The organism is Bradyrhizobium sp. UFLA05-153, from assembly GCF_054185185.1.
In genome coordinates, this window is record NZ_JBBIAM010000083.1 from 15,057 (window position 1) to 36,402 (window position 21,346).

The following is a 21,346-nucleotide window of genomic DNA, read 5'->3' on the forward strand; positions in this document are numbered from 1 at the left end:
AGTTGTCGGAGTAGCGGGCCGACGATGGAGCGGCTCATGCTCCTCGGCGGGCGGTTCACGCAGCGATTGCGGCCCACCGCCTCATGTTGAACGCGATGGAGGCGAGCAGAACCTGCCCGTTTGCCTTGATGAGGCCGACGTATCGGATGCAAGTCAATCGCATGCGGCGTTTGAGGGTGGCGAAGGTCGTCTCCACCTGCGCTCGCCGTCGTGCGATGAGAAGGTTGTAGCGTTTGAGCCGCGGCGGCAGCTGCGGGTGATGCCGGTTGGGGCGACGGGCGATACGAGGCTTCTTACCTTCCGCCTTCAGCCGAGCCCGTCTGGCATGGGTGTCATAGGCTGCATCGGCCCACACCACGGCTTCATCGCCGCGGATCAGATCGTCGGCCGGCGTGGTGTCGTTGACATTGGCGGGCGTGGTCAGCACCGACCGGATCAGGCCCGAGCCCTCATCGACACCCACGTGAGCCTTGTAACCAAAGGTCGAGCCACTTTTGCCTTGCCGCTTGGCAAACCGCGCATCGGGATCGTTCGACGGCTGTTCTTCCGTTGGAGGCGCTGACACCGCCTGGATCAATGTCGCATCCAGCATCGTGCCGCGCTTGAGGATAACACCAGCATTCTCAAGCTGACGATCGAGTTCACCAAACAGCTTCTCCAGCAGGCCTTGCTCAACAAGCTGGTTCCGGAACCGGTTCAGGACCGTGTGATCAGGCGTCGCATCCTCAAGACTGAGGCCCACGAAGCGCTTGAACGACAGGCGGTCCCCCAGTGCCTCCTCGAGCTCACGCTCCGAAAGACCGTAGAGCGACTGCAACAGCAGCGCGCGAAACAGCACCAGCACCGGATAGCCCGGTCGGCCAGGGCTTCCTTCATCCCGCAAATGCGCCATCAGCTTCTCGAACCGGTACCATTTGACCAAGCCCGACAACCGATTCAGCGCCGCATTGGCACCGGCTCCCTTCGGCAACCACGCCTCAATAAAACTCGGCTGCCCAGTCTGCTTCACTGCCATCGTTACCTCCAAGGCTTCTGCCCTAGAGAATCACAATCGCGGATTACGCAACAGGCCCACAAGGGGAGAAGGGAAAGCAGCGAGCGCGCGCCAGGGTGCGGGGGCCTACGCCTCCTTCACCACCGTCTTCAGATAATTATACGCCTTGATGATCTCGATCAGGCGGTCTTCGGTGGAGCGGTCGCCGCCGTTCGCATCCGGGTGATGCTGCTTCACCAGCGCCTTGTACTTGGTCTTGACGTCGGCGAGCGTGGCGTCGGGGCCGAGCCCCATGACCTGAAGCGCCTTGCGCTCGGCGTTCATCACCTTGCGCGTTTCAGCCTTGGGCTGGGCCTCCGGCCCGCGCCGCCAGTTGGCGCGGCCGTTGATCTCGCTGAACATGCTGAACGGATCGAAGGCGCCATCGATCTCGGCTTCCGCACCCTTCTTGACGCCGCCATTGGCGCCCATCTTCCAGGTCGGGCGGTGGCCGGTCAGCGCATCCTTCTGGTAGCGCGCGACGGCGTCGGCATTCATGCCGGAAAAGAAATTGTAGTTCTGGTTGTACTCGCGCACGTGATCGAGGCAGAAGTGCCAGTACTCGCGCGAATTCTCACGGCCCTTCGGCGCGCGGTGGCTGCCCTTGTTCTGGCAGCCGGTCCATTCGCAGGCGACCACGGTCTCGCGCGGCTTCGCTTCCGGCTTCGCACCTCTCGGCTTGACGCGGATGGAGTCGAAGAATTTTGATGAATCGATCGGCATGGCTAACTTTGACTACGCAATGCAAAAACCTTCAAGTCTTGACATTGCGATTGGCTTAGAAGCACGGGATTAAAGAAACGCGATCGCGCGACTTTATGGCTCACATGACAGGCAACGACATGGCTACACAAGACACTATCAGCAACAAGTTGCGCGAAGCTTTCTCGCCGGACAGCCTGCAAGTGGTCGATGAATCACATTTGCATGAAGGCCATGCGGGCCACCGGCCGGGCGGCGAGACGCATTTCCGGGTTTATATCGTGTCTGATGCCTTCAAAGGGAAGAGCCGGGTCGAGCGTCACCGCATGATTAATGCGACGCTGGCCGCGGAACTCTCCGGCGGCGTGCACGCGCTGGCCATCCACGCGCAGGCGCCGGGGGAAGGCGGGAGCTAACCGCCCTATTCGAGCAACAAATCGCGCCATTTTCCCTCATCCTGAGGAGCGCGCCCTTGCGCGCGTCTCGAAGTATGAAGGCCGAGAGGCTGCCGCCGGGCCTGCATGGTTCGAGACGGCGCTTCGCGCCTCCTCACCATGAGGGTCGACAGAAGCGCGTGAAGCTAGAACGACGTCCCTGCCCGCCTCGGCTTGGCCTCCTCCACCTCCGCTTCGCGCGGCACCGGCGAAATACGGAGTGCGGTGATGCGGTTGCGCTCGCGGCGCAGCACTCGGAAGCGGAAGCCGTGGAACGTAAAACTCTGGCCGCGGTCCGGGATCGAGCGCGCCTCGTGAATGACGAGGCCGGCGACCGTCGTTGCCTCTCCATCAGGCAGACGCCAGTCCATGGCGCGGTTGAGATCGCGGATCGGCACCGAGCCGTCGACCACGACCGAACCGTCTGGCTGGGCGCGCACGCCGGCGACGACCACGTCGTGCTCGTCGGAGATATCGCCGACGATCTCTTCCAGAATGTCTTCCAGCGTCACAAGACCTTCAACTTCGCCGTACTCGTCGACGACGAGCGCGAAATGGGTCTTGCGGCGGCGGAAGGCTTTTAGCTGCTCGGATACGGTGCGCATCTCCGGCACGAACCAGGGCGGCAGCGCAATGGTCGAGGCGTCGATGCGCGAGGTGTCGCCTTCGGAGGCCCGAATGGCGCGCAACAGGTCCTTGGCGTGCAGCACGCCGATGATGTTCTCGGGCTTGTCGCGCCACAGCGGGATGCGGGTGTATTCGGTCGCCAGCACCTCGCGCACCAGATCCTCCGGCGGCAGGTCGGCGTTGATCATCATCATCTCGGTACGATGGATCATGACGTCGGACACCTGAAGCTCACGCAGGTCGAGGAGACCGCCGAGCATGTCGCGGTCCTGCTTCTCGACCTTGCCTTCATGGTGCAAGAGGTCGACCGCGCCGCGCAGGCGCTCGGTCGGCGACAGGATCGCCTGGTGCTCGCCGGCAAGACCGAACAGCCGCATCAACAGGCGCACGATGACTTCCACCACCGTCAATAGCGGCCCGAGCACGTACATCGTCAGCCGCATCGGACGCGCCACGGCGAGCGCGACGCGGTCGGGTGCGTTGATGGCGATGGTCTTTGGCAAGACTTCCGCGAAGATCACGACCAGCGCGGTCATCACACCGGTCGCGTAGAGCACGCCGACCTCACCGAACCAGGTGGTGAAGATGCCGGTCGCAATCGCCGACGCCCCGATATTGGCGATGTTGTTGCCGAGCAGCAGCGCGCCGATCAGGCGCTCGCGCATATCGAGCAGTTGGGAGACGACATCGGCCTCGCGATGACCCTGCCTGGAGAGCCGCAGCATGCTGGCGCGCGAGGCGCCGGTCAGCGCGGTCTCGCTCGCGGCGAAGAACGCCGAGACCAGGAGACAGAAGACGACGATGGAGAATCCGAGCCAATCCATGACCCAACCGCCGATATCAATCGCTCATCACGCCTTGCGCGCGAGCTTGTCGTTGAGGAAATCGCGTACCAGCGACGGCTCGACATCCTTGGCGATGACGGCGCGCCCGACTGCTTCCAGGAGGATGAAGGTGAGCTTGCCGCGCTTGACCTTCTTGTCCTGCGCCATCAGCGCCAGCAGCGCGTCGGCGTCGACAAGCCCCTCCTGCGCAAAGCCCGCGATATCCTGAAGACGCGTTGGCAAGCCAGCCTCCGCAAGGTGACGTTCGACGCGCGCCGCATCCGCCGCACCGATCATGCCGAGCCTTGCGGAGAACTCCGCCGCCAGCACCATGCCGATCGACACGCCCTCGCCGTGGAACAGCCGGTCGGAGAAGCCGGTGGCGGCTTCCAGCGCGTGACCAAAGGTGTGGCCGAGATTGAGCAGCGCGCGCTCGCCGGTCTCGCGCTCATCACGCGAGACGACGCCTGCCTTGGCGCGGCAGGAGGTCGCGATCGCGTGCTCGCGCGCCGAGCCGCCCTTGAAGATGTCGGCGTGGTTCTTCTCCAGCCAGGTGAAGAAGGCCTCGTCGCCGAGCACGCCGTATTTGGCGACCTCAGCATAGCCGGCGCGGAACTGCCGCGGCGACAGCGTATCGAGCACGGCGGTGTCGGCAATGACCAGCACCGGCTGGTGGAAGGCGCCAAGCAGATTCTTGCCCTGCGGCGAGTTGATGCCGGTCTTGCCACCGACGCTGGAATCAACCTGAGCCAGAAGCGAGGTCGGCACCTGCACGAAGTCGACGCCGCGGCGCAGGATCGCGGCCGCAAAGCCGGCGAGATCGCCGACCACGCCGCCACCGAGCGCAATGACGAGATCGTTGCGCTCGATCTTCGCAGCGATCAGCGCCTCGCTGACCTTTTCGAGCCCGGCATAGGTTTTGGAAATCTCGCCTTCTTCGACGACGATGCGCGAGGTCGGAACGCCCGCGGCCGCGAGCGAGGCTTCAGCCGGCTCCAGCCAATGCTTTGCGACGGTGCGATCGGTGACGATCGCGGTGCGCACGCCAGGGCGCAGGGCCGCGACACGCGCGCCGAGCGAGGCAAGCACCTCACGGCCGATGACGATGTCGTAGGTGCGCTCGCCGAGCGCGACGTCGACGATAACAGGATCTGAATGTTTCAACGGCGCGGTCATCTCGCGGCACTCGCTACATTGAAGGGTGGGGAGCGCCGCAGAGATAGTCGCGCAGCGTCTCCAGGCACTCCTCCACGATCCGGTCATGCGGCACGTCGCGCGAGGAGATCGTGAGGTCGGCATTCTGGTAGACCGGCTCGCGTTCGCTGAGCAACCGGGTTACCGTCCCTTCCGGATCGGCGGTTTGCAGCAGCGGGCGATCGGCGCGGCGGCGCACCCGCCGCATGATGACGTCATGATCGGCCCTGAGCCAGATCGAGACCGCCTTGGCCGCGATGCGCGCGCGCGTCTCCTCGCGCATGAAGGCGCCGCCGCCGGTGGCGAGCACCAGCGGGCCGCCGTCCAGGAGGCGCGCGATCACCCGCGTCTCGCCGTCGCGAAAATAAGGCTCGCCGTGGCGCTCGAAGATTTCCGGTATGGTCATGCCGGCAGCCGCCTCGATCTCAGTGTCGGCATCGACGAAAGGCAGCTTGAGCCGGGCCGCGAGGCGCCGGCCGATGGTGGATTTGCCGACCCCCATCATGCCGACCAGCACGATCGAGCGGCCCGCAAGCGCCGACAGGATGTCGGGCTCGGGCGAGCTTGGTGCTGGTACGGCGGCCTCGGACATGGATCTCGCTCAATCTGCCGCCAAAGGCGGCATCTGGGGCCACCTATACGACCCCGAAGGGACCCTCGCCAGAGACTCTTGCCACGAAACGGCGAACATGTTGGATGATTTCATTGGTTAATTCGCCCCGACGAGACCCCTACCGAGACTTCGCCCGATGCCCAGCCTGTTCCGCTTCCTGACGGTCGTCGCCGTACTCGCCGGCATCGTCTATGGCGTGATCTTCGCGCTGGCGAATTTCGTCAGCCCAAAGTCGCGGGAAATGACCGTGACCATCTCGCCTGACAAGTTTCTCAAGAAATAGGCGCTAGCCTCCGGGGCATGCCAGCAAAGCCCTCCAATACCCAACTGACCGGCCTGTTCCTCGACATGCTCGCGGCGGAACAAGGTGCCGGCCCCAATACGCTCGACGCCTACCGGCGCGACCTCACCGACTTCTCCGACTTCCTCGCCCACAAGCGCCAGGATTTCATCGGCGCCGACACGCAAGTCTTGCGCGACTATCTCGGTGATCTCGATACGCGCGGGTTCAAATCGACCAGCGTCGCCCGCCGCCTGTCGGCGATGCGGCACCTGTTTCGCTTCCTGCTCAACGAGCGCATTCGCAGCGACGATCCCGCCGCGATCCTCTCGGGACCGAAGCGCGGCCGCAGCCTGCCGAAGGTGCTGTCGATTGCCGACGTCGATCGCATGCTGAGACGCGCCAAGGAGCTGAGTGAGGCGGCGGACGCGTCGCCCTCCCAGCGGCTGCGCAGCTTGCGGCTCTATTGCCTGCTCGAAGTACTTTACGCCACGGGCCTGCGTGTCTCCGAGCTGGTGTCGCTGCCGCGCTCGGCCGCAAAGCGCGACGCGCGCATGATCGTGGTGCGCGGCAAGGGCAACAAGGAGCGCCTGGTGCCACTCAACGAGGCCGCGCGGCAGGCGATGGCGGATTATCTTGCGGCAACGGACGCCGCCAAAGGCGACAGCAAGGGCGACGGCAAGTCGAACAAGAAAGGCAGCCTCGCCGCCTCGAAATGGCTGTTTCCCTCCTTCGGCGAAAGCGGCCACCTGACGCGGCAGCATTTTGCCCGCGACCTGAAGGAGCTCGTGGTCGCCTCCGGTCTTCAGGCGCGCCTCGTCTCCCCGCACGTGCTGCGCCACGCCTTTGCCAGCCACCTCCTCCACAACGGCGCCGACCTGCGCATCGTGCAGACGCTGCTTGGCCACACCGACATCTCGACGACGCAGATCTATACCCATGTAGTGGAGGAGCGCCTGAAGAGCCTGGTGCGCGACCTGCACCCGCTGGCGGAGAAGTAGGCGAAGCAACCTCCGCCGTCGTCCCGGACAAGCGTAAGCGCAGATCCGGGACGACAGCGGAGGTTGGAGTCGGGACACGAGAGCCACCACCATCCGCCTTGACTTCCGCCCCGTCTCCGCAGAAAGAGCCGTCTGCCTTTGTCGCGATTTGGCGCGCGGCTGCTCTTATCCCGCGCCAAGCCGTTGAAGACGCTACACTTCTCTGTCCCGCCGGAAATCTGCTTCGTCTCCCCACCCTGCCCCCTATATTGAACCGATGTCAGACCTCATGCGCAGCTATCTCGATTTCGAAAAGCCCGTCGCCGAGCTCGATTCCAAGCTCGACGAATTGCGCGCGCTCTCGGCCTCCGGCGACATTGCCGAGGAGGTCGGCAAGATCGAGGACAAGGCGGCGCAGGCGCTCGCCGATCTCTATGCGAATTTGACGCCGTGGCAGAAGACGCTGGTCGCCCGCCATCCGCAGCGGCCGCACTTCTCCGACTTCATCAACGGCCTGGTCACCGAATTCACCCCGCTCGCCGGCGACCGCAAGTTCGGCGAGGACGAGGCGCTGGTCGCAGGCTTCGGCCGCTTCCGCGGCGAAGCCATCTGCGTGATGGGCCAGGAAAAGGGCGATTCCACCGAGAGCCGCATCAAGCACAATTTCGGCATGGCGCGGCCCGAAGGCTATCGCAAGGCGGTGCGGCTGATGGAGATGGCCGAGCGGTTTGGCCTGCCCGTGCTGTCGATCGTCGATTCTGCCGGCGCCTATCCCGGCATCGGCGCGGAAGAGCGCGGACAGGCCGAAGCGATTGCGCGCTCGACGGACGCCTGCCTGTCGCTAGGCGTGCCGAACGTTGCGATCATCACCGGCGAGGGCATGTCGGGCGGCGCGATCGCGATCACCACGGCGAACCGCGTCCTGATGCTGGAGCATGCGATCTACAGCGTGATCTCGCCGGAGGCCGCCTCCTCGATCCTCTGGCGCGACGGCACCAAGGCCCAGGAAGCCGCCAACAGCATGAAGATCACAGCCCAGGACATGCTGCGCTTCGGCGTCATCGACAGCATCCTCAAAGAACCCGTCGGCGGCGCCCACCGCGACCCCGCCGCCATGATCGCCACCACGGGCGAGGCGATCGAGCAGGCCTTCATCGAGCTGCGCAACTTCGATGCGGACGCCATCCGCAAGCAGCGCCGGCAGAAATTCCTCGAAATCGGCCGCAAACTGGCGTGATTTGGGGGTGCCGTGTCCCGGACGCGGTGCAGCGTGCAACGCTGCTCCGCAGAGCCGGGACCCAGCAGGCCACACGATCACCTGCGGCATGGGCCCCGGCTCAGCGACGCACCGCTCCGCGCTGCGTCGCGTCCGGGGCACGAGACCATCCCCGAATGACGGCCTCAATAGCCCGCTAACACCCCATTAACCCTTTTTTCGCCCGAATCGGCGATCCCGGCCGTAATTGAGCCGCTACGCCCTGATTTAGTCTTTGTTGACCATCCCTATGGGGCAACGGGCTCGTGATCCGCGCCTGGGTTGCGACGGTTTGGCCCAGAGGGTAAGATTTTAATCAATGGCTTCAGGGCATAAGCGCTGGGGCTTGGTCTGCAAAAAACCCGTCAATCGCGGGTCCGGATCGCCGGTCAGGCCATGCTCCAAACCTTGGGGGTTTTGCGATTTGCCCGGTGAGTGTGGGGTCCATCTTGATTTCTAGCTCGCTTGCACGCGCGCTTTTGACGTCGGTTGCGCTTGTCACCAGCGTACTGCTGGCTGGCTGCGACACCGATCAGGTCTCGCTCGCGACCAACGCCAAGGCCAACCAGCCCGTCCCACCAAAGCTTCTCGCCGCGATGACCGAGAAGGACATGGATCTGCAATCGCCGATCCTGGTTCGCCTGTTCAAGCAGGAGGCCGAGCTCGAGGTCTGGAAGCAGACCCGCTCCGGCCAGTTCGCACTGCTCAAGACCTATCCGATCTGCCGCTGGTCCGGCGATCTCGGACCGAAGGTGCGCGAAGGCGACCGTCAGGCACCCGAGGGGTTCTATTCGATCAACCCCAGCCAGATGAATCCGCAGTCGGCCTATTACCTCTCGTTCAACACCGGCTATCCCAACGCGTTCGACCGCGCGCTCGGCCGCTCCGGCTCGCAGTTGATGGTGCACGGCGACTGCTCCTCGCGCGGTTGCTACGCGATGACGGACGAGCAGATCGCGGAGATCTATTCGCTCGGGCGTGAGTCCTTTTTCGGCGGCCAGAAGGCGTTCCAGTTCCAGGCGTATCCTTTCAGAATGACGCCGGTGAACATGGCCAAGCACCGCAACAATCCGAACATGGCCTTCTGGAAGATGATCAAGGAAGGCAATGATCATTTCGAGGTGACGCGGCAGGAGCCGAAGGTCGATTTCTGCGAAAAGAAATACGTCTTCGACGCCGCCAAGCCGGCGGACGCCAAGCGCGATCCCGTGTTCGATGCCTCCGCAAAGTGCCCGGCCTACGTGATCCCCGACGACATCGCGAGCGCCGTGCGCGAGAAGGAGCAGAAGGACGAGGCGGAATACGCCAGGCTCGTCGCCAAGGGCACGCCGATGGCGCGCATGAATACCGGTATCGACGGCGGCATGAACAAGGTGTTCGCCGCGAAGATTCCGGAAGGCTCGACGGGCCTGTCCGAGGGCGCCGAAGGCTCCACGCTGCAGATGCTGGCGATGTCGAAGGCGCCCGGCACGATCCCCGGCACCGTCAATCCGCCGAGGCCGAACCTCGAGCCTGCCGCAGCAAGCCCGCAGAGCGAGCCGGTCGTCGCCGCCCCCGCGCAGGCCAGCAACACCCGCGTCGCGGCCGCCGCGCCCACTGACAAAGAGAATTCGCAAGGCGGCGGCTTCTTCTCCGGCCTCGCCCGCAAGATGGGCATGGGTAGTGCCGACACCACGGCGACCGCATCGCCGCCGCCGGCCACCACCGCTTCGGCAACACCGCCCACGGCGGCATCCCGGCTGAAGGCCGCGGTGACCCGGTTCGTGCCGGGACACGGCACGGCCAAGGACGCGAAGGACGCCCCCAAGGAAACTGCTAAGGAAGCAGCCAAGCCGGTCGCAGCCGCCAAACCCGCCGAGCCGAAGCCGGCCGACACCAAGGTCGCCGCCTCACGCCCGCCGCTGAAGCCGCCAGTGTCGGATAACGCAGCTGCAGCCGGCAGCAAAGACGCGCAGCTCGCTGGCGCCGCGCCGGTGATGTCGTCGAACTCGTTCGACAGCCGGTTCGGGGCGGTGAAGTAGGCGACGTCTTCGTCGCGTCCAGCGACACACTCTGCCGTCATTCCCCGCGAAAGCGGGGAATCCAGTATTCCAGAGACAGCGCGAGGATACGGAGAGGCCGCGGCGAACTGTGTCGCCCGGTCGAGCCGTGCGACGAGACGCGGAGTGCGCGCACCGGCTGTGCCCGCCCGACAAGTTGGGGCACCTGAAATTCCCTACGGCGCCAGATACCTTAGCAGCTCCGGATTCTCTCGCACATCTCCCGCCGCGCCCTGCAATGCGACGCGGCCGCGGTCGAGGACGTAAGCGTAGTCGGCGACCCTTAGCGCGAGGTCGAGGTGCTGCTCGACGATGATCACCGCGATCTGCTTGGCGAGCTCGATCAGGCGCTCGGTGATCTCCTCGATAACGCCGATCCAGACGCCTTCGGTCGGCTCGTCCAGCAGCAGGAGTTTTGGATCGCCCAGCATGGCGCGGCCGATGGCGAGCATCTTGCGCTCGCCTCCGGAGAGCGTGCCGGCGGGCTGGTCGAGGCGCTGGCCGAGCTTCGGGAAGATCGTCAGCACGCGGTCGACGGCGGCGGAATCCTTGGCCGCGAGCGAGCCGACGGCGAGATTGTCGCGTACCGACAGACGGGCGAACACCGAATGCTCCTGCGGCACGTAGCCGATGCCGGCGCGCACGCGCTCTTGGGTAGCGCGGCGGCTGATGTCGTGGCCATCGAAGGCGACATCGCCCTTCCACGCCGGCAGCTCGCCGACGATCGTCTTCATCAGCGTGGTCTTGCCGGCGCCGTTGCGGCCGAGCACAGCGACGCCGCCGCGCCAGGGAATGCCGAGGCTGACGTCGAACAGCACCTGGCTGCGGCCATAGCCGGCGTCGAGATGCTTGATATGCAAAAACTCCTGCTCAGGCACGGCGCAAATAAATCTCCTGGACGGACTTGTTGGCCTGGATCTCCGACACCGTACCTGATGCCAGCACCTTGCCCTGGTCGAGCACGGTGAGGCGGTCGCAGATGTCGCGGATGAAATCTAGATCGTGCTCGACGATGACGAGTGAGCAGTGCTGCTTGATCGGCGCGAGCAACTCACCGGTGACGCGGCGCTCCTCCAGGCTCATGCCGCCGGTCGGCTCGTCGAGCAGCAGAAGCCGCGGCTTGCCAGCGAGCGCCATCGCGATCTCCAGCCATTGCTGCTGGCCGTGCGACAGCGTCGCCGCCGCATCGAAGGCGCGGCTCGCAAGACGGAACTGCGTCAGCATCGCCATCACCTGGTCATGCAGCGCGCCGCGGGTGCGCGAGAACACGAGATCGAACAGCGAGGACTGCGCCTGCAGCGCCAGCAGGATGTTGTCGTACAGCTTGAGCGTCGGCAGCACGCTCGTGATCTGGAATTTCAGGCTCATGCCGGCCCGCGCGCGCTCGGTCGGCGTGAATGCGGTGATGTCGGCGTTGACGAAAGAGACCTTGCCCTGCGTCGGCACCTCGGCGCCCGCGATGCACTTCATCAGCGTGCTCTTGCCCGAGCCGTTCGGCCCGATCAGGCCGTGAAACTCGTTCTCGCCGACGGTAAGCGTGGCGCCATCGAGCGCTGTGAGCTTGCCGAAGATTTTCGTGATGCCTGCGGCTTCAAGAAGCGGCATTGCGCTTCTCCTTTTCAGTCTCCTTGGGCTTCGCACCAAAGCTGCCGACGCGCTCGCGTTCTCCTAACACGAAGCTGATCAGGCCTAGGGGACGGAACAGGATGACGAACAGCAGCAGCACGCCCAAGATGATTGGCCAGATGTCGCGATAATTGTCCGACAGCCAGAAGCTGACGCCTTCGATGATCACGGTGCCGATCACGGCGCCGATCAGCGTGCCGGAGCCGCCGAACAGCACGTAGAGCACGACCTGGGTGGATACGACGACGCCGACCATGTTGGGCCAGACAAACCCTTCGTGGAAGGCGTAGAGGCTGCCGGCAAGGCCGGCGATGGTGCCGCCGACCGCGAACACGATGGCCTTGAGATGCTGGGCCTTGTAGCCAAAGAATGCGATACGCTGCTCGTTCTCGCGAAGGCCCGCGAGCGCCAGGCCGAATTGCGAGCGCACCAGGAAGCGGCACAGGAGATAGGCGACGACGAGGATGCCGAGCGTGAGATAGTAGAAGACCGGCCCCTCGGAGAATTCGTAGGAGCCGAGCGTCATCGGCGAAATCGAGGGGATGCCGTTCTGGCCGCCAAGATAATACCAGCCGCGCGCGAGGCGGTCGGCGGCGTAGGAGCCGGTCAGCGTGCCGAGCGCGACGAAGATCACGCTCGACGGATGCCGGCCGAGCAGCAGGAAGCCGCCGAGCAGGAGTGCGAAGGTGAGACCGATGATCGTGCCCGCAGGGAGCACCAGGAAGATGTTGGTGATGTCGAGATCGCGCGCCAGCAGCGCCACGCCGTAGCCGGCCGAGCCGAAGAACAGGGCCTGGCCGAAGCTCATGATGCCGGCATAGCCCCAGACGAGGTCGAACGACAGCGCGAACAGCGCCAGGATGATGACGCGGGTCGCAAACACCGTGAGATAGTCCTGCAGCACGAGCGGCGCAATCAGCGCCGCCAGCAGCACCAGACCCTCGACGATCGGCAGGACCTTTCGTCCCGAGGCGGCCTGCCGCGCTTCGCTTTCAGCCATCGCACCGTCCGGCTCGTCGCCGACATTGGCGTCGATGGCTTCTCTTACCACACTCATCGACTTCAGCATTCGGTCTCAGCACTCTTTGGGATCGACGAGCCCGTCGCTGCGGCCGACGATCTCGTAATTGCCGCCCTTGGCCACCGCCGTGTACATCTTCATCTTGCAGTGGCGTTTGCCCGGCACCATTTCGGCCGGCCCGCCCGGACCTTCCGCGATCTTGGCGTGATCGAGTGCGGCGGCAACCGACTCGCGATCGATCTTGCCGGCCTCCTTGACCGCGGCCTCCCACAACTTCAAGCCGCGGTAGGTGCCGGTCGCGGCACTGCCGGCGGCGAACAGGAAGTTGCCGGGGAAATCCTTCTCATAGGCGGCCTGGATCCTGGCGTTGACCGGGTCCTCCTTGGTCAGCACCTTGAAATAGTCGAGGCAGCTTGCGAGGCCCTCGATCTCGTTCGCCTGGTTGATGTTGAGCGTGTTCTCGTCGTAGTAGACGCAAGCGAGCCGTCCGCCATTCTTGAGGAAGCCCGCCTCATAGAGCTGCTTAAAGAACGGTCCGACGCCGGGCGGGATCACGGTGTTGAAGACGACGTCGACCTTGTTGGAGATGATGCGGTTGACGGTTGCCGAGAAGTCGATCTGGTCGAGCGGGTAGTATTCCTCGAACACCACCTCGCCGCCATTGGATTCGATCACCTTGCGGGCATAGACGTTCAGCGTGTGCGGCCAGACATAGTTGGCGCTCGGCAGCGCGAACTTCTTGCCGCCGTTCTTGATCAGCCAGGGGATGAACTCGTCGCATTGCTGCGCAGGCGTCGGCCCGGTGCAGAACAGGAACGGCGTGCACTCCTTGCCCTCGTAGAGCTGCGGATAGATGTAGAGCGTCTTGCCGCGCGCCACGATCGGATCCTTGATCGCGTTGCGCATCGACGAGGTGATGCCGCCCAGCACCATGTCGACCTTGTCGCGCTGGATCAGCTTGCGCACGTTGCCGACGGCCACGGATTCGTTCGAGGCGGTATCTTCGATGTAGAGCTCGAGCGGCCGGCCCAGCAGGCCGCCGGTGTTATTGATCTCCTTGATCACCATCTTGGCGACGTTGGCGTCGGCGTTGCCGGCATAGGCGATCGGGCCGGTGAGGTCGGTCGCAATCCCGACCTTGATCGGGCCCTCCGCCGCGTTCGCCCAGTCGGGACGAATCACCCAGCTGGCGGCGCCGGTCGCGATCGCGCCGGAAGCAAAGGCGAAATTGGAGAGGAAGCGGCGGCGGGTGAGATTGACGCGATCGAACATGGACTAAACCCCTTTTCCAGCGATGAGGCCTTGCGGCCGGAATTTGATGAAGGCAATTGCAAGAACGAAGACGAGGACGTCGGCGATGACGGGCGCCATGACCCATGGCAGCGCGGCGCTGAGCGTGCCAATGACGCCGGCGCCCGCGACCGGTCCGATGAACGATCCGACGCCGCCGACCATGACGGCGACAAACCCTTGAATCAGGAAGCGGATGCCGAGATCGGCAAACAGGCTGAAGACCGGCACGATCAGCGCGCCGGCAAGCCCTGCGAGCGCCGCACCGAAGGCAAAAGTGACGCCGTAGATCAGCGGCGTCGAAATGCCGGAGGCGCGCGCCAGAGCCGGGTTCTCCAGCGTGGCGCGCACGCGTAGGCCAAAGCTGGTGCGCGAGAGCAGGAGATAGCAGGCGCCCATCACCAGGAGCGTGATCACGATGATGATGAAGCGCCAGGTCGAGATGTGCATGGTGCCGATGTCGATCGAGCCGCCGATCGGCTCGGGCACGGTCAGATAGAAGCCGCCGATCAGCCCGCGCACGGACTCGCGGATGATCAGGCCGAGCGCATAGGTGCCGAGCATGGCGACGATCGGCGCAGCGTAGAAGCGGCGGATGATCAGCCCCTCCAGCGCGAAGCCGAGCGCCCCGACCAGGAAGGGCGCGGCGACCATGCCGGCCCAGATCGGCAGGCCGTGGCTATAGGCGAGATAGGTGATGTAGGCCCCGAGCAGGACGAACTCTCCTTGCGCGAAGTTGAAGATGCCCATCATGCTGGCGATGATCCCGAGCCCCAGCACGATCAGGACGATGATCGCGCCAAAGCTCAGGATTTCGAACGCCGCGACGAATGCGTTAGCCATACGTTGCGATCCACCCAGCCGGCATCACGTCTCGCCTCACATCTTCTTCCAGTCGCCGATCTGCTCGAAGGCATGCGCGGCGCGGTAGATCGTCGATTCCTCGAAGTGGCGGCCGACCAGCATCAGCCCGACCGGCAGGCCGTCGACCATGCCGCACGGCAATGACATTGCGGGGTGATGGGTGATGTCGAATGGCGCGGTGTTGGCGATCATCTCCAGCGCGCGAGCGACATAGTCCTCGCGGCTGGCATTGGCCGGCGGCAACGGCGTCGCCTTCATCGGCGTCGTCGGCAGCAGCAGGAGGTCGTAATCGCCGAACGCCTTGTCATAGGCCGCCGTCAGGCGGCGGGAGATGTTGAGCGCCTTGCCGTAATAGCGGGGGCCGAAGGTGTTGTTGATGTAGGTGCCGAGCAGAAGGAACAGCTTGGTCGTCTCGGAGAGGGAATCGGCCTGCCGGCGCCAGCCGCGGTGGAAATCCATCAGCGAGGTCGAATAGAGATCGCCGCGGCTGAGGCCGTAGCCGTCGCCATACATCATGGTCTGGGTCATGCCCTCGGTGCCGATCGGCGTCCAGATCGCGGGACCTGCGAGATGCATCGGTATCGACACGGTCTCGACAGTAGCGCCGAGATCCCTGAAGCGCTTCGCCGCCTCGCGCACGCTCTCATTGACGGCTGCTTCTGCGGTCGGCAGCTCAAAACCCTCCTTGAGGATGCCGATCTTCATGCCCTTGATGCCGGCCCCCAGCGCCTTGGTGTACTCGTCGACCTTGGGTGACTTGATGCGGGGATCGTAGCCGTCGTCGCCGGCGATCACCTCGAGCAGCAGCGCATTGTCGGCGACCGTCGCCGTCATCGGGCCGGTGTGATCGACAAAAATCTCGATCGGCATGATGCCGGTGTAGGGCACGAGGCCCCAGGTCGGCTTCATGCCGTAGATGCCGCAGAACGAGGACGGCATGCGGATCGAGCCGCCCTGGTCGCCGCCGATCGCCATGTCGACCTCGCCGAGCGCGACGACGACGCCGCTTCCGGAGGACGAGCCGCCGGCCGAATAGCCCATCTTGTGCGGATTGTGCACCGGACCGACCGCGCCGGTATGGCTGCCGCCGGACATGCAGAAGGATTCGCAGTGCACCTTGCCGGCGATCTCGGCGCCGGCGTCCAGCATGCGCGTGACGATGGTGGCGTCGAAATCGGGCACATAGCCCTCCAGCGTCGCCGAGCCGTTCATCATGGGAACGCCAGCGAGCATGATGTTGTCCTTCAGCGCAACCGTCTTGCCCTTGAGCTTGCCGCTGGGGGCGCCCTTCACGGTCGACTTGCGATACCAGGCGTTGCGCGGGTTTTCGTCCGGCGAGGGCCGGTAGCCCGGCGTCCGCGGATATTTCACCGGCGGCAGTTCGTCGGGCATCGCCGCGACGAGATTGTAGGCCTCGATCGAGCCCTGCATCAGGCCGCGAAACGAGGCGACGTCTTCATCGGTCAGCGCAAGGCCGCACTGCTGGGCGACGCTGCGGAGCTGGGTTGGGGTGGGAAGGACAACTGACACGACGCTCTCCTCAAAGCTTTGAACGATCCCTGGACGGTCTCTGGGGCGTGCGGCCGCGGTCCGCTTTGCGAGCGCAGACCCACCGGCCTTGTCGCAACATTCAAAACGGAAATATTTTCCTTTTCAAGTATTATTTTGAAGAGGCGCGCTTTGCGGATATCCGCGCCGGTGTCAGATCGGCTTGATCAGCTTGAAGTCGAGACCATCGGCCTCGGCGAGATACATCGGCATTTTCGCGTGGCCGTTGCGCACCGTGACGGGGCCGCGCGCGCCGCTGTAGACGACGTTGCGTGCCGCCGCGAGCATCGGCCCCATCGCCAGTGTGCCGGCCTTGGCCGCAACCGCTTCGAGGAAGCGCAGCCCCTCATAGCTGGATTGCCCGAGCGAGCCGATCGGCGGGGCGTTCGGACCGAACATCGCGCTGTAGCGGCTCTGGAAATCGTCATTGGCGCGCGAGCCGACGGCGGGGAAATAGCCGGAGGCGCAGAACAGGTTCTCGGAGTTGTCGGCGCCGATGCCGAGCAGCACGGTCTCGTCCATCGCACCGGCAAGCCGCAGCGTGGTCGCGCCGAGGCCGCATTCGCCGAAGGCGCGATTGAAGGTGATGCTGTCGGTGCCGATCAGCGAGATCAGCACGACATCGGGCTTGGCGGCGCGGATCCGCGCCAGGTGCGGCTCGTGATTGTCCTCGCCGAGCGGCACGAACTCCTCGCCCACGACGTGGCCGCTGGTCTCCTTGATGTAGCGCTTCACCGCGCGATGCGACTGCCAGGGCCAGACATAGTCGCTGCCGATCAGGTACCAGCGCGCGGCCTTCTTGACGTCGGCGAGCCAGTGGATCGACGGCCGGCTCTGCCAGCGCGGCGTCTCGCCGATCGCCATGACGCCCGGCGTCTGTTCGCCGCCCTCATAGACCGGCGTGTAGATGTAGGGGATGCGGTGGCGCGTGGTGACCTTGCGCAAGGCGACGCGGACCGCGCTGGTGTGCAGGCCTACGATGAGATCGACCTCGTCGAAGGCGATCGCCTGCTCGGCACGATCGAGGATCTCGTCGAGCGGCCCGCCGGCGTCGTAGATCGACAGCTCGATCTCGCGTCCGAGAATGCCGCCGCGCTTGTTGATCTCGGCGACGGCGAGCTGCGCGCTGCTGGTGGCGCACGGACCCCAGACCCCGGGCGAGCCGCTGCAGCAGATGAAGCCGCCGATGCGAAGCTTGCTGCTGGCGCCGCGCCGCCGGAAGAACGAGTGATCGCTCGGCGACAATGCCCAATCGATCGCCGGCGACGACAGATTCCTCAACAGCAGGGACGGCGGAAAGGCGGGCCCGCCGGAAGCCGGGAAGTTGACCGTCGAGCCCACACCAACTCCTGTCCGGTACCAGACCTAAAGCACATTCAGCGGGCGACCTCGGCATCCGCCCTTTTGTTGGGCAATCATCCTATTTTGAAAATATTGAATATTCAAGAATTGAAGTGCATATAGATGCAGCAGCAATTGCAAGACATTCACTCATTTGCACCAATACGAAGTCTTAAGCCGTGGCCAAACCGCCGAAAGAGAACTCCCCCATCACCGAGCACCTCGCCTACCTGCTGGCGCAAGCCAACCGGGAGATCAACCGCCAGCTTGAGCTGCGATTGAGCAAGGAGGGCGTACCGGTCGAGCAGTGGCGCATCCTCAAAGTCCTGTCCGACGGCGACGGTCATTCGATGGGCGAACTCGCGGATGCCGTGCTGCTCAACCATCCGACGTTGACCAAGATGATCGACCGCATGGTCTCCGACGCGCTGGTCTATCGCGTGCAGGACCCGAACGACCGCCGCAAGGTCCTGATGTTCATCTCCGACCGCGGCAAGGTGCTGTGCAAGAAGCTCAACTCGCTCGCGGTCGACCAGGAGGAGCACATCGTCGAGAGCTACGGCGACAAGTCGACGAGCGAATTGAAGCGGCTGCTGGAGAGTCTGATCGATAGCTCGAATTGAGCGGTTCGTGCAGATGTCGTGGCTTGATGATGTGGACCAAGCACGCGATCGTAATCGCCCGCGAAAGCGGGCGATCCAGTATTCCAGAGACGGTTGTGGTTGAGCGGAGGAGCCGCGGCGTACTGGGTCGCCCGGTCAAGCCGGGCGACGACAGTGGAGAGTGAGGCGAGAGCGTCGCGTCTCAGAGGTCACGCGGCGCACCTCAGTCCTCACGCATACCGGCCGTGGCAGTGCTTGTACTTCTTGCCGCTGCCGCAGGGGCAGTCCTCGTTGCGGCCGACCTTACCCCAGGATGCGGGGTTCTTCGGATCGCGCTGCGCGGCGTTGGCCTGGGGGGCCAGCGTCACGTTGGCGAAGGCCATCTCGTCCTCGCCGGTATCAGGATTGAGCTTGTGCGCTTCCATCGCCGGAATGACCGGCGCTTCCTGCTCCGGCGGGATGATCTCGACGCGCATGAGCTGCGCTGTGACGGCCTCGCGCAAGTGCGCGCTCATCTCCTGGAAGAGATTGAATGCCTCGGTCTTGTACTCCTGCAACGGATCGCGCTGGCCGTAACCGCGGAGGCCAATGACCTGGCGCAGATGGTCGAGCATGATGAGGTGCTCGCGCCAGAGATGATCGAGCGTCTGCAGCAAAATGGTCTTCTCGACGTAACGCATCACGTCGGGACCCCACTGCGCGACCTTGGCCGCCATGTGCTCGTCGGCGCGGTTCTCGATGCGCGTGAGCAGCTCCTCGTCGGCGATGCCCTCTTCCTTGGCCCAGTCGTCGACCGGCAGATCGAGATCGAGCACGCGCTTCAGCTCTTCCTTGAGGCCTGCGACGTCCCACTGCTCGGCATAAACATGCTCGGGCACGTGCTTGGCGACGAGGTCGTCGATGAAGGCATGGCGCATGTCGGCGATGGTCTCGGCGACGTTCTCGTCCTTCATCAGATCGACGCGCTGATCGAAGATCACCTTGCGCTGGTCGTTCTGGACGTTGTCGAACTTGAGCAAGTTCTTGCGGATGTCGAAGTTGCGCGCCTCGACCTTCTGCTGCGCCTTCTCGAGCGCCTTGTTGATCCAGGGATGGATGATGGCCTCGCCCTCTTTCAGGCCGAGCCGCTGCAGCATGCTGTCGAGACGATCCGAGCCGAAGATGCGCATCAAATCGTCTTCCAGCGACAGGAAGAATTTTGAACGACCGGGGTCGCCCTGACGGCCGGAGCGGCCGCGGAGCTGGTTGTCGATGCGGCGGGACTCGTGACGCTCGGAGCCGATGATGTAGAGGCCGCCGGGCTTCTTCACGGTCTTGGCGGGCTTACCGCCCTTCGCCGGCTCGATCTCGACGGTCTCCTCGGCCTTGAGCACGATGTCGCGGAAATGCTCGATGTCGGCCTTGATCTGCTCGATCTTTTTGGCCTTCTCGGCCTCGTCCTCGATCCCTGCGGTCTCCTGCTGGATACGCATCTCCAGGGAGCCGCCGAGCTTGATGTCGGTGCCGCGTCCCGCCATGTTGGTCGCGATCGTGATCGCGCCGGGAACGCCGGCTTCCGCAACGATATAGGCTTCCTGCTCGTGGAAGCGCGCATTCAGCACCGCAAACAGCTTTGCCGGCTTGCCAGCGCGGGCGGCGGCGTAGAGCTTCTCCAGCGCGCTCTCTTTACCGAAATCGATCTGCTTGTAGCCGTTCTGCTTCAAAAACTCGGCGAGCACTTCCGACTTCTCGATGGACGCCGTGCCGACCAGCACCGGCTGCAGGCGCGCATTGGCGCGCTCGATCTCGGCGAGGATGGCGACGTATTTTTCCTTCTGCGTGCGGTAGACCTCGTCGTCTTCGTCGAGACGCGCGACCGGCAGGTTGGTCGGGATCTCCACGACCTCGAGCTTGTAGATGTCGAACAATTCGTCGGCTTCGGTCGCCGCCGTGCCGGTCATGCCCGCCAGCTTCTCGTACATGCGGAAATAGTTCTGGAAGGTGATCGAAGCGAGCGTCTGGTTCTCTGGCTGAACCGCGACATGCTCCTTGGCCTCGAGCGCCTGGTGCAGGCCTTCCGAATAACGACGCCCCGGCATCATGCGTCCGGTGAATTCGTCGATGATCACGACCTCGCCTTCGCGGACGATGTAGTCCTTGTCGCGGGTGAACAGCGTGTGGGCGCGCAGCGCCTGGTTGACATGGTGCACGACAGAGACGTTCTCGACGTCGTAGAGCGACTCGCCCTTGAGCTGGCCGGCATCGCGCAGCAGCGTCTCCAGCTTCTCCATGCCGCCTTCGGTCAAGGTCACCGTGCGCTGCTTCTCGTCGACCTCGTAGTCCGTGACCTTCTCCAGCTTCGGCATGAAGGTGTCGATGGTGTTGTAGAAGTCGGAACGATCGTCGAGCGGGCCGGAGATGATCAGCGGGGTGCGGGCTTCATCGATGAGAATGGAGTCCACTTCGTCGACGATCGCGTAGTAATGCGGCCGCTGGACCATGTCCTCGAGCCGGTACTTCATGTTGTCGCGCAAATAGTCGAAGCCGTACTCGTTGTTGGTGCCGTAGGTGATGTCGCAGGCATAGGCCGCCTTGCGCTCGGTATCGTCGAGCCCGTGCACGATCACGCCGGTGGTCATGCCGAGGAAGCCGTAAATCTGGCCCATCCAGGCGGAGTCGCGGCGGGCGAGGTAGTCGTTGACGGTGACGACGTGGACGCCCTTGCCGGCGAGCGCGTTGAGGTAGACCGCCAGCGTTGCGACCAGCGTCTTGCCTTCACCGGTCTTCATCTCGGCGATGTCGCCCTCATGCAGCACGATGCCGCCGATGAGCTGGACGTCGAAATGGCGCTGGCCGAGCGTGCGCTTGGCCGCCTCGCGCACGGTGGCGAAGGCCGGGACCAGGAGGTCGTCCAGCGTCTTGCCGCTTGCGATCTGCTGCTTGAATTCGGCGGTGCGGGCCTTGAGGGCTTCGTCCGAGAGTTTTGAAAGTTCCGGCTCGAGCGCGTTGATCGCGTTGACGCGGGATTGGTATCCCTTCACCCGCCGGTCGTTGGCGGAGCCGAAAAACTTGCGGGCGAGCGCGCCGATCATGC

The 21,346-nt window shown here is 64.3% G+C and carries 18 protein-coding genes and 1 pseudogene; 6 read left to right on the forward strand and 13 right to left on the reverse strand.

Going from position 1 to position 21,346, the window contains the following annotated elements; genetic code table 11:
* Positions 1-55: 55 nt before the first annotated feature.
* Both Q2941_RS35125 and Q2941_RS35130 read right to left on the reverse strand, forming a co-directional pair.
* Positions 56-1,015 (reverse strand): IS5 family transposase, encoded by a 960-nt coding sequence (locus Q2941_RS35125; RefSeq protein ID WP_458195321.1) that lies wholly within the window; start codon positions 1,013-1,015, stop codon positions 56-58.
* 105 nt (positions 1,016-1,120) lie between these two features.
* Positions 1,121-1,756, reverse strand: a complete 636-nt coding sequence (locus tag Q2941_RS35130) for a J domain-containing protein (protein ID WP_254109879.1) — start codon at positions 1,754-1,756, stop codon at positions 1,121-1,123.
* 119 nt (positions 1,757-1,875) lie between these two features.
* On the opposite strand from Q2941_RS35130, the gene Q2941_RS35135 reads away from it, so the two are divergent.
* Positions 1,876-2,151 carry a BolA family protein gene (locus Q2941_RS35135; RefSeq protein WP_027524078.1) on the forward strand — a complete coding sequence of 92 codons (276 nt, stop codon included), beginning with the start codon at positions 1,876-1,878 and terminating at the stop codon, positions 2,149-2,151.
* A gap of 164 nt (positions 2,152-2,315) precedes the next feature.
* Here Q2941_RS35135 and Q2941_RS35140 read toward each other — a convergent pair whose 3' ends face one another.
* The 3 genes and pseudogenes from Q2941_RS35140 to Q2941_RS35150 form a co-directional block, all read right to left on the reverse strand.
* Positions 2,316-3,620, reverse strand: a complete 1,305-nt coding sequence (locus Q2941_RS35140; RefSeq protein ID WP_027524077.1) for an HlyC/CorC family transporter — start codon at positions 3,618-3,620, stop codon at positions 2,316-2,318.
* 27 nt (positions 3,621-3,647) lie between these two features.
* The gene (aroB, locus tag Q2941_RS35145) at positions 3,648-4,796 is read right to left on the reverse strand and encodes a 3-dehydroquinate synthase (RefSeq protein ID WP_027524076.1); all 1,149 of its coding nucleotides are present in this window, start codon (positions 4,794-4,796) and stop codon (positions 3,648-3,650) included.
* Positions 4,793-5,406: pseudogene (locus Q2941_RS35150) on the reverse strand (shikimate kinase). The gene aroB and the pseudogene Q2941_RS35150 overlap by 4 nt, the downstream one beginning before the upstream one ends.
* A gap of 157 nt (positions 5,407-5,563) precedes the next feature.
* Here Q2941_RS35150 and Q2941_RS35155 point away from each other — a divergent pair.
* The 4 genes from Q2941_RS35155 (at position 5,564) to Q2941_RS35170 (ending at position 9,963) form a co-directional block, all read left to right on the forward strand.
* Complete coding sequence (locus Q2941_RS35155) at positions 5,564-5,710, forward strand: hypothetical protein (RefSeq protein WP_035662856.1); 147 nt, start codon at positions 5,564-5,566, stop codon at positions 5,708-5,710.
* Between the two features lie 17 nt (positions 5,711-5,727).
* The gene (gene xerD / locus Q2941_RS35160; RefSeq protein ID WP_458195322.1) at positions 5,728-6,708 is read left to right on the forward strand and encodes a site-specific tyrosine recombinase XerD; all 981 of its coding nucleotides are present in this window, start codon (positions 5,728-5,730) and stop codon (positions 6,706-6,708) included.
* 256 nt (positions 6,709-6,964) lie between these two features.
* Positions 6,965-7,924, forward strand: a complete 960-nt coding sequence (locus tag Q2941_RS35165; protein ID WP_458195323.1) for an acetyl-CoA carboxylase carboxyltransferase subunit alpha — start codon at positions 6,965-6,967, stop codon at positions 7,922-7,924.
* A 467-nt stretch (positions 7,925-8,391) separates the two neighbouring features.
* Positions 8,392-9,963 (forward strand): L,D-transpeptidase family protein, encoded by a 1,572-nt coding sequence (locus tag Q2941_RS35170; RefSeq protein WP_458195324.1) that lies wholly within the window; start codon positions 8,392-8,394, stop codon positions 9,961-9,963.
* Between the two features lie 194 nt (positions 9,964-10,157).
* Here Q2941_RS35170 and Q2941_RS35175 read toward each other — a convergent pair whose 3' ends face one another.
* The 7 genes from Q2941_RS35175 to Q2941_RS35205 form a co-directional block, all read right to left on the reverse strand.
* A complete protein-coding gene (locus Q2941_RS35175) occupies positions 10,158-10,859 on the reverse strand; it encodes an ABC transporter ATP-binding protein (protein WP_027524073.1) in 702 nt (233 codons plus the stop codon).
* The gene (locus Q2941_RS35180; RefSeq protein WP_458195325.1) at positions 10,852-11,586 is read right to left on the reverse strand and encodes an ABC transporter ATP-binding protein; all 735 of its coding nucleotides are present in this window, start codon (positions 11,584-11,586) and stop codon (positions 10,852-10,854) included. Before Q2941_RS35180 ends, Q2941_RS35175 begins: the two co-directional genes overlap by 8 nt.
* Positions 11,573-12,676 carry a branched-chain amino acid ABC transporter permease gene (locus Q2941_RS35185; protein ID WP_458195326.1) on the reverse strand — a complete coding sequence of 368 codons (1,104 nt, stop codon included), beginning with the start codon at positions 12,674-12,676 and terminating at the stop codon, positions 11,573-11,575. Before Q2941_RS35185 ends, Q2941_RS35180 begins: the two co-directional genes overlap by 14 nt.
* A gap of 6 nt (positions 12,677-12,682) precedes the next feature.
* Positions 12,683-13,900: a substrate-binding protein gene (locus Q2941_RS35190; RefSeq protein WP_027524070.1), complete on the reverse strand. Its 1,218-nt coding sequence runs from the start codon at positions 13,898-13,900 to the stop codon at positions 12,683-12,685.
* Between the two features lie 3 nt (positions 13,901-13,903).
* A complete protein-coding gene (locus Q2941_RS35195) occupies positions 13,904-14,761 on the reverse strand; it encodes a branched-chain amino acid ABC transporter permease (RefSeq protein ID WP_027524069.1) in 858 nt (285 codons plus the stop codon).
* Positions 14,762-14,797: 36 nt separating this feature from the next.
* Positions 14,798-16,312, reverse strand: coding sequence for an amidase (locus tag Q2941_RS35200; RefSeq protein WP_254109872.1), 1,515 nt, complete (start codon positions 16,310-16,312; stop codon positions 14,798-14,800).
* Between the two features lie 171 nt (positions 16,313-16,483).
* Complete coding sequence (locus Q2941_RS35205; RefSeq protein ID WP_458195327.1) at positions 16,484-17,671, reverse strand: substrate-binding domain-containing protein; 1,188 nt, start codon at positions 17,669-17,671, stop codon at positions 16,484-16,486.
* A 179-nt stretch (positions 17,672-17,850) separates the two neighbouring features.
* On the opposite strand from Q2941_RS35205, the gene Q2941_RS35210 reads away from it, so the two are divergent.
* Complete coding sequence (locus tag Q2941_RS35210) at positions 17,851-18,294, forward strand: MarR family winged helix-turn-helix transcriptional regulator (RefSeq protein ID WP_027524066.1); 444 nt, start codon at positions 17,851-17,853, stop codon at positions 18,292-18,294.
* Positions 18,295-18,503: 209 nt separating this feature from the next.
* Here the strand turns inward: Q2941_RS35210 and secA are convergent, their stop codons facing one another.
* Positions 18,504-21,344: a preprotein translocase subunit SecA gene (gene secA, locus Q2941_RS35215; protein ID WP_027524065.1), complete on the reverse strand. Its 2,841-nt coding sequence runs from the start codon at positions 21,342-21,344 to the stop codon at positions 18,504-18,506.
* Positions 21,345-21,346: the final 2 nt, after the last annotated feature.

Excerpts from the sequence above, each read along its gene's own strand:
- xerD (WP_458195322.1), top strand. The coding sequence starts at position 5,728 with ATGCCAGCAAAGCCCTCCAATACCCAACTGACCGGCCTGTTCCTCGAC.
- Q2941_RS35125 (WP_458195321.1), bottom strand. The coding sequence starts at position 1,015 with ATGGCAGTGAAGCAGACTGGGCAGCCGAGTTTTATTGAGGCGTGGTTG.
- Q2941_RS35155 (WP_035662856.1), top strand. The coding sequence starts at position 5,564 with ATGCCCAGCCTGTTCCGCTTCCTGACGGTCGTCGCCGTACTCGCCGGC.
- Q2941_RS35195 (WP_027524069.1), bottom strand. The coding sequence starts at position 14,761 with ATGGCTAACGCATTCGTCGCGGCGTTCGAAATCCTGAGCTTTGGCGCG.
- Q2941_RS35130 (WP_254109879.1), bottom strand. The coding sequence starts at position 1,756 with ATGCCGATCGATTCATCAAAATTCTTCGACTCCATCCGCGTCAAGCCG.
- Q2941_RS35190 (WP_027524070.1), bottom strand. The coding sequence starts at position 13,900 with ATGTTCGATCGCGTCAATCTCACCCGCCGCCGCTTCCTCTCCAATTTC.
- secA (WP_027524065.1), bottom strand. The coding sequence starts at position 21,344 with ATGATCGGCGCGCTCGCCCGCAAGTTTTTCGGCTCCGCCAACGACCGG.
- aroB (WP_027524076.1), bottom strand. The coding sequence starts at position 4,796 with ATGACCGCGCCGTTGAAACATTCAGATCCTGTTATCGTCGACGTCGCG.
- Q2941_RS35140 (WP_027524077.1), bottom strand. The coding sequence starts at position 3,620 with ATGGATTGGCTCGGATTCTCCATCGTCGTCTTCTGTCTCCTGGTCTCG.
- Q2941_RS35135 (WP_027524078.1), top strand. The coding sequence starts at position 1,876 with ATGGCTACACAAGACACTATCAGCAACAAGTTGCGCGAAGCTTTCTCG.
- Q2941_RS35165 (WP_458195323.1), top strand. The coding sequence starts at position 6,965 with ATGTCAGACCTCATGCGCAGCTATCTCGATTTCGAAAAGCCCGTCGCC.
- Q2941_RS35180 (WP_458195325.1), bottom strand. The coding sequence starts at position 11,586 with ATGCCGCTTCTTGAAGCCGCAGGCATCACGAAAATCTTCGGCAAGCTC.
- Q2941_RS35185 (WP_458195326.1), bottom strand. The coding sequence starts at position 12,676 with ATGCTGAAGTCGATGAGTGTGGTAAGAGAAGCCATCGACGCCAATGTC.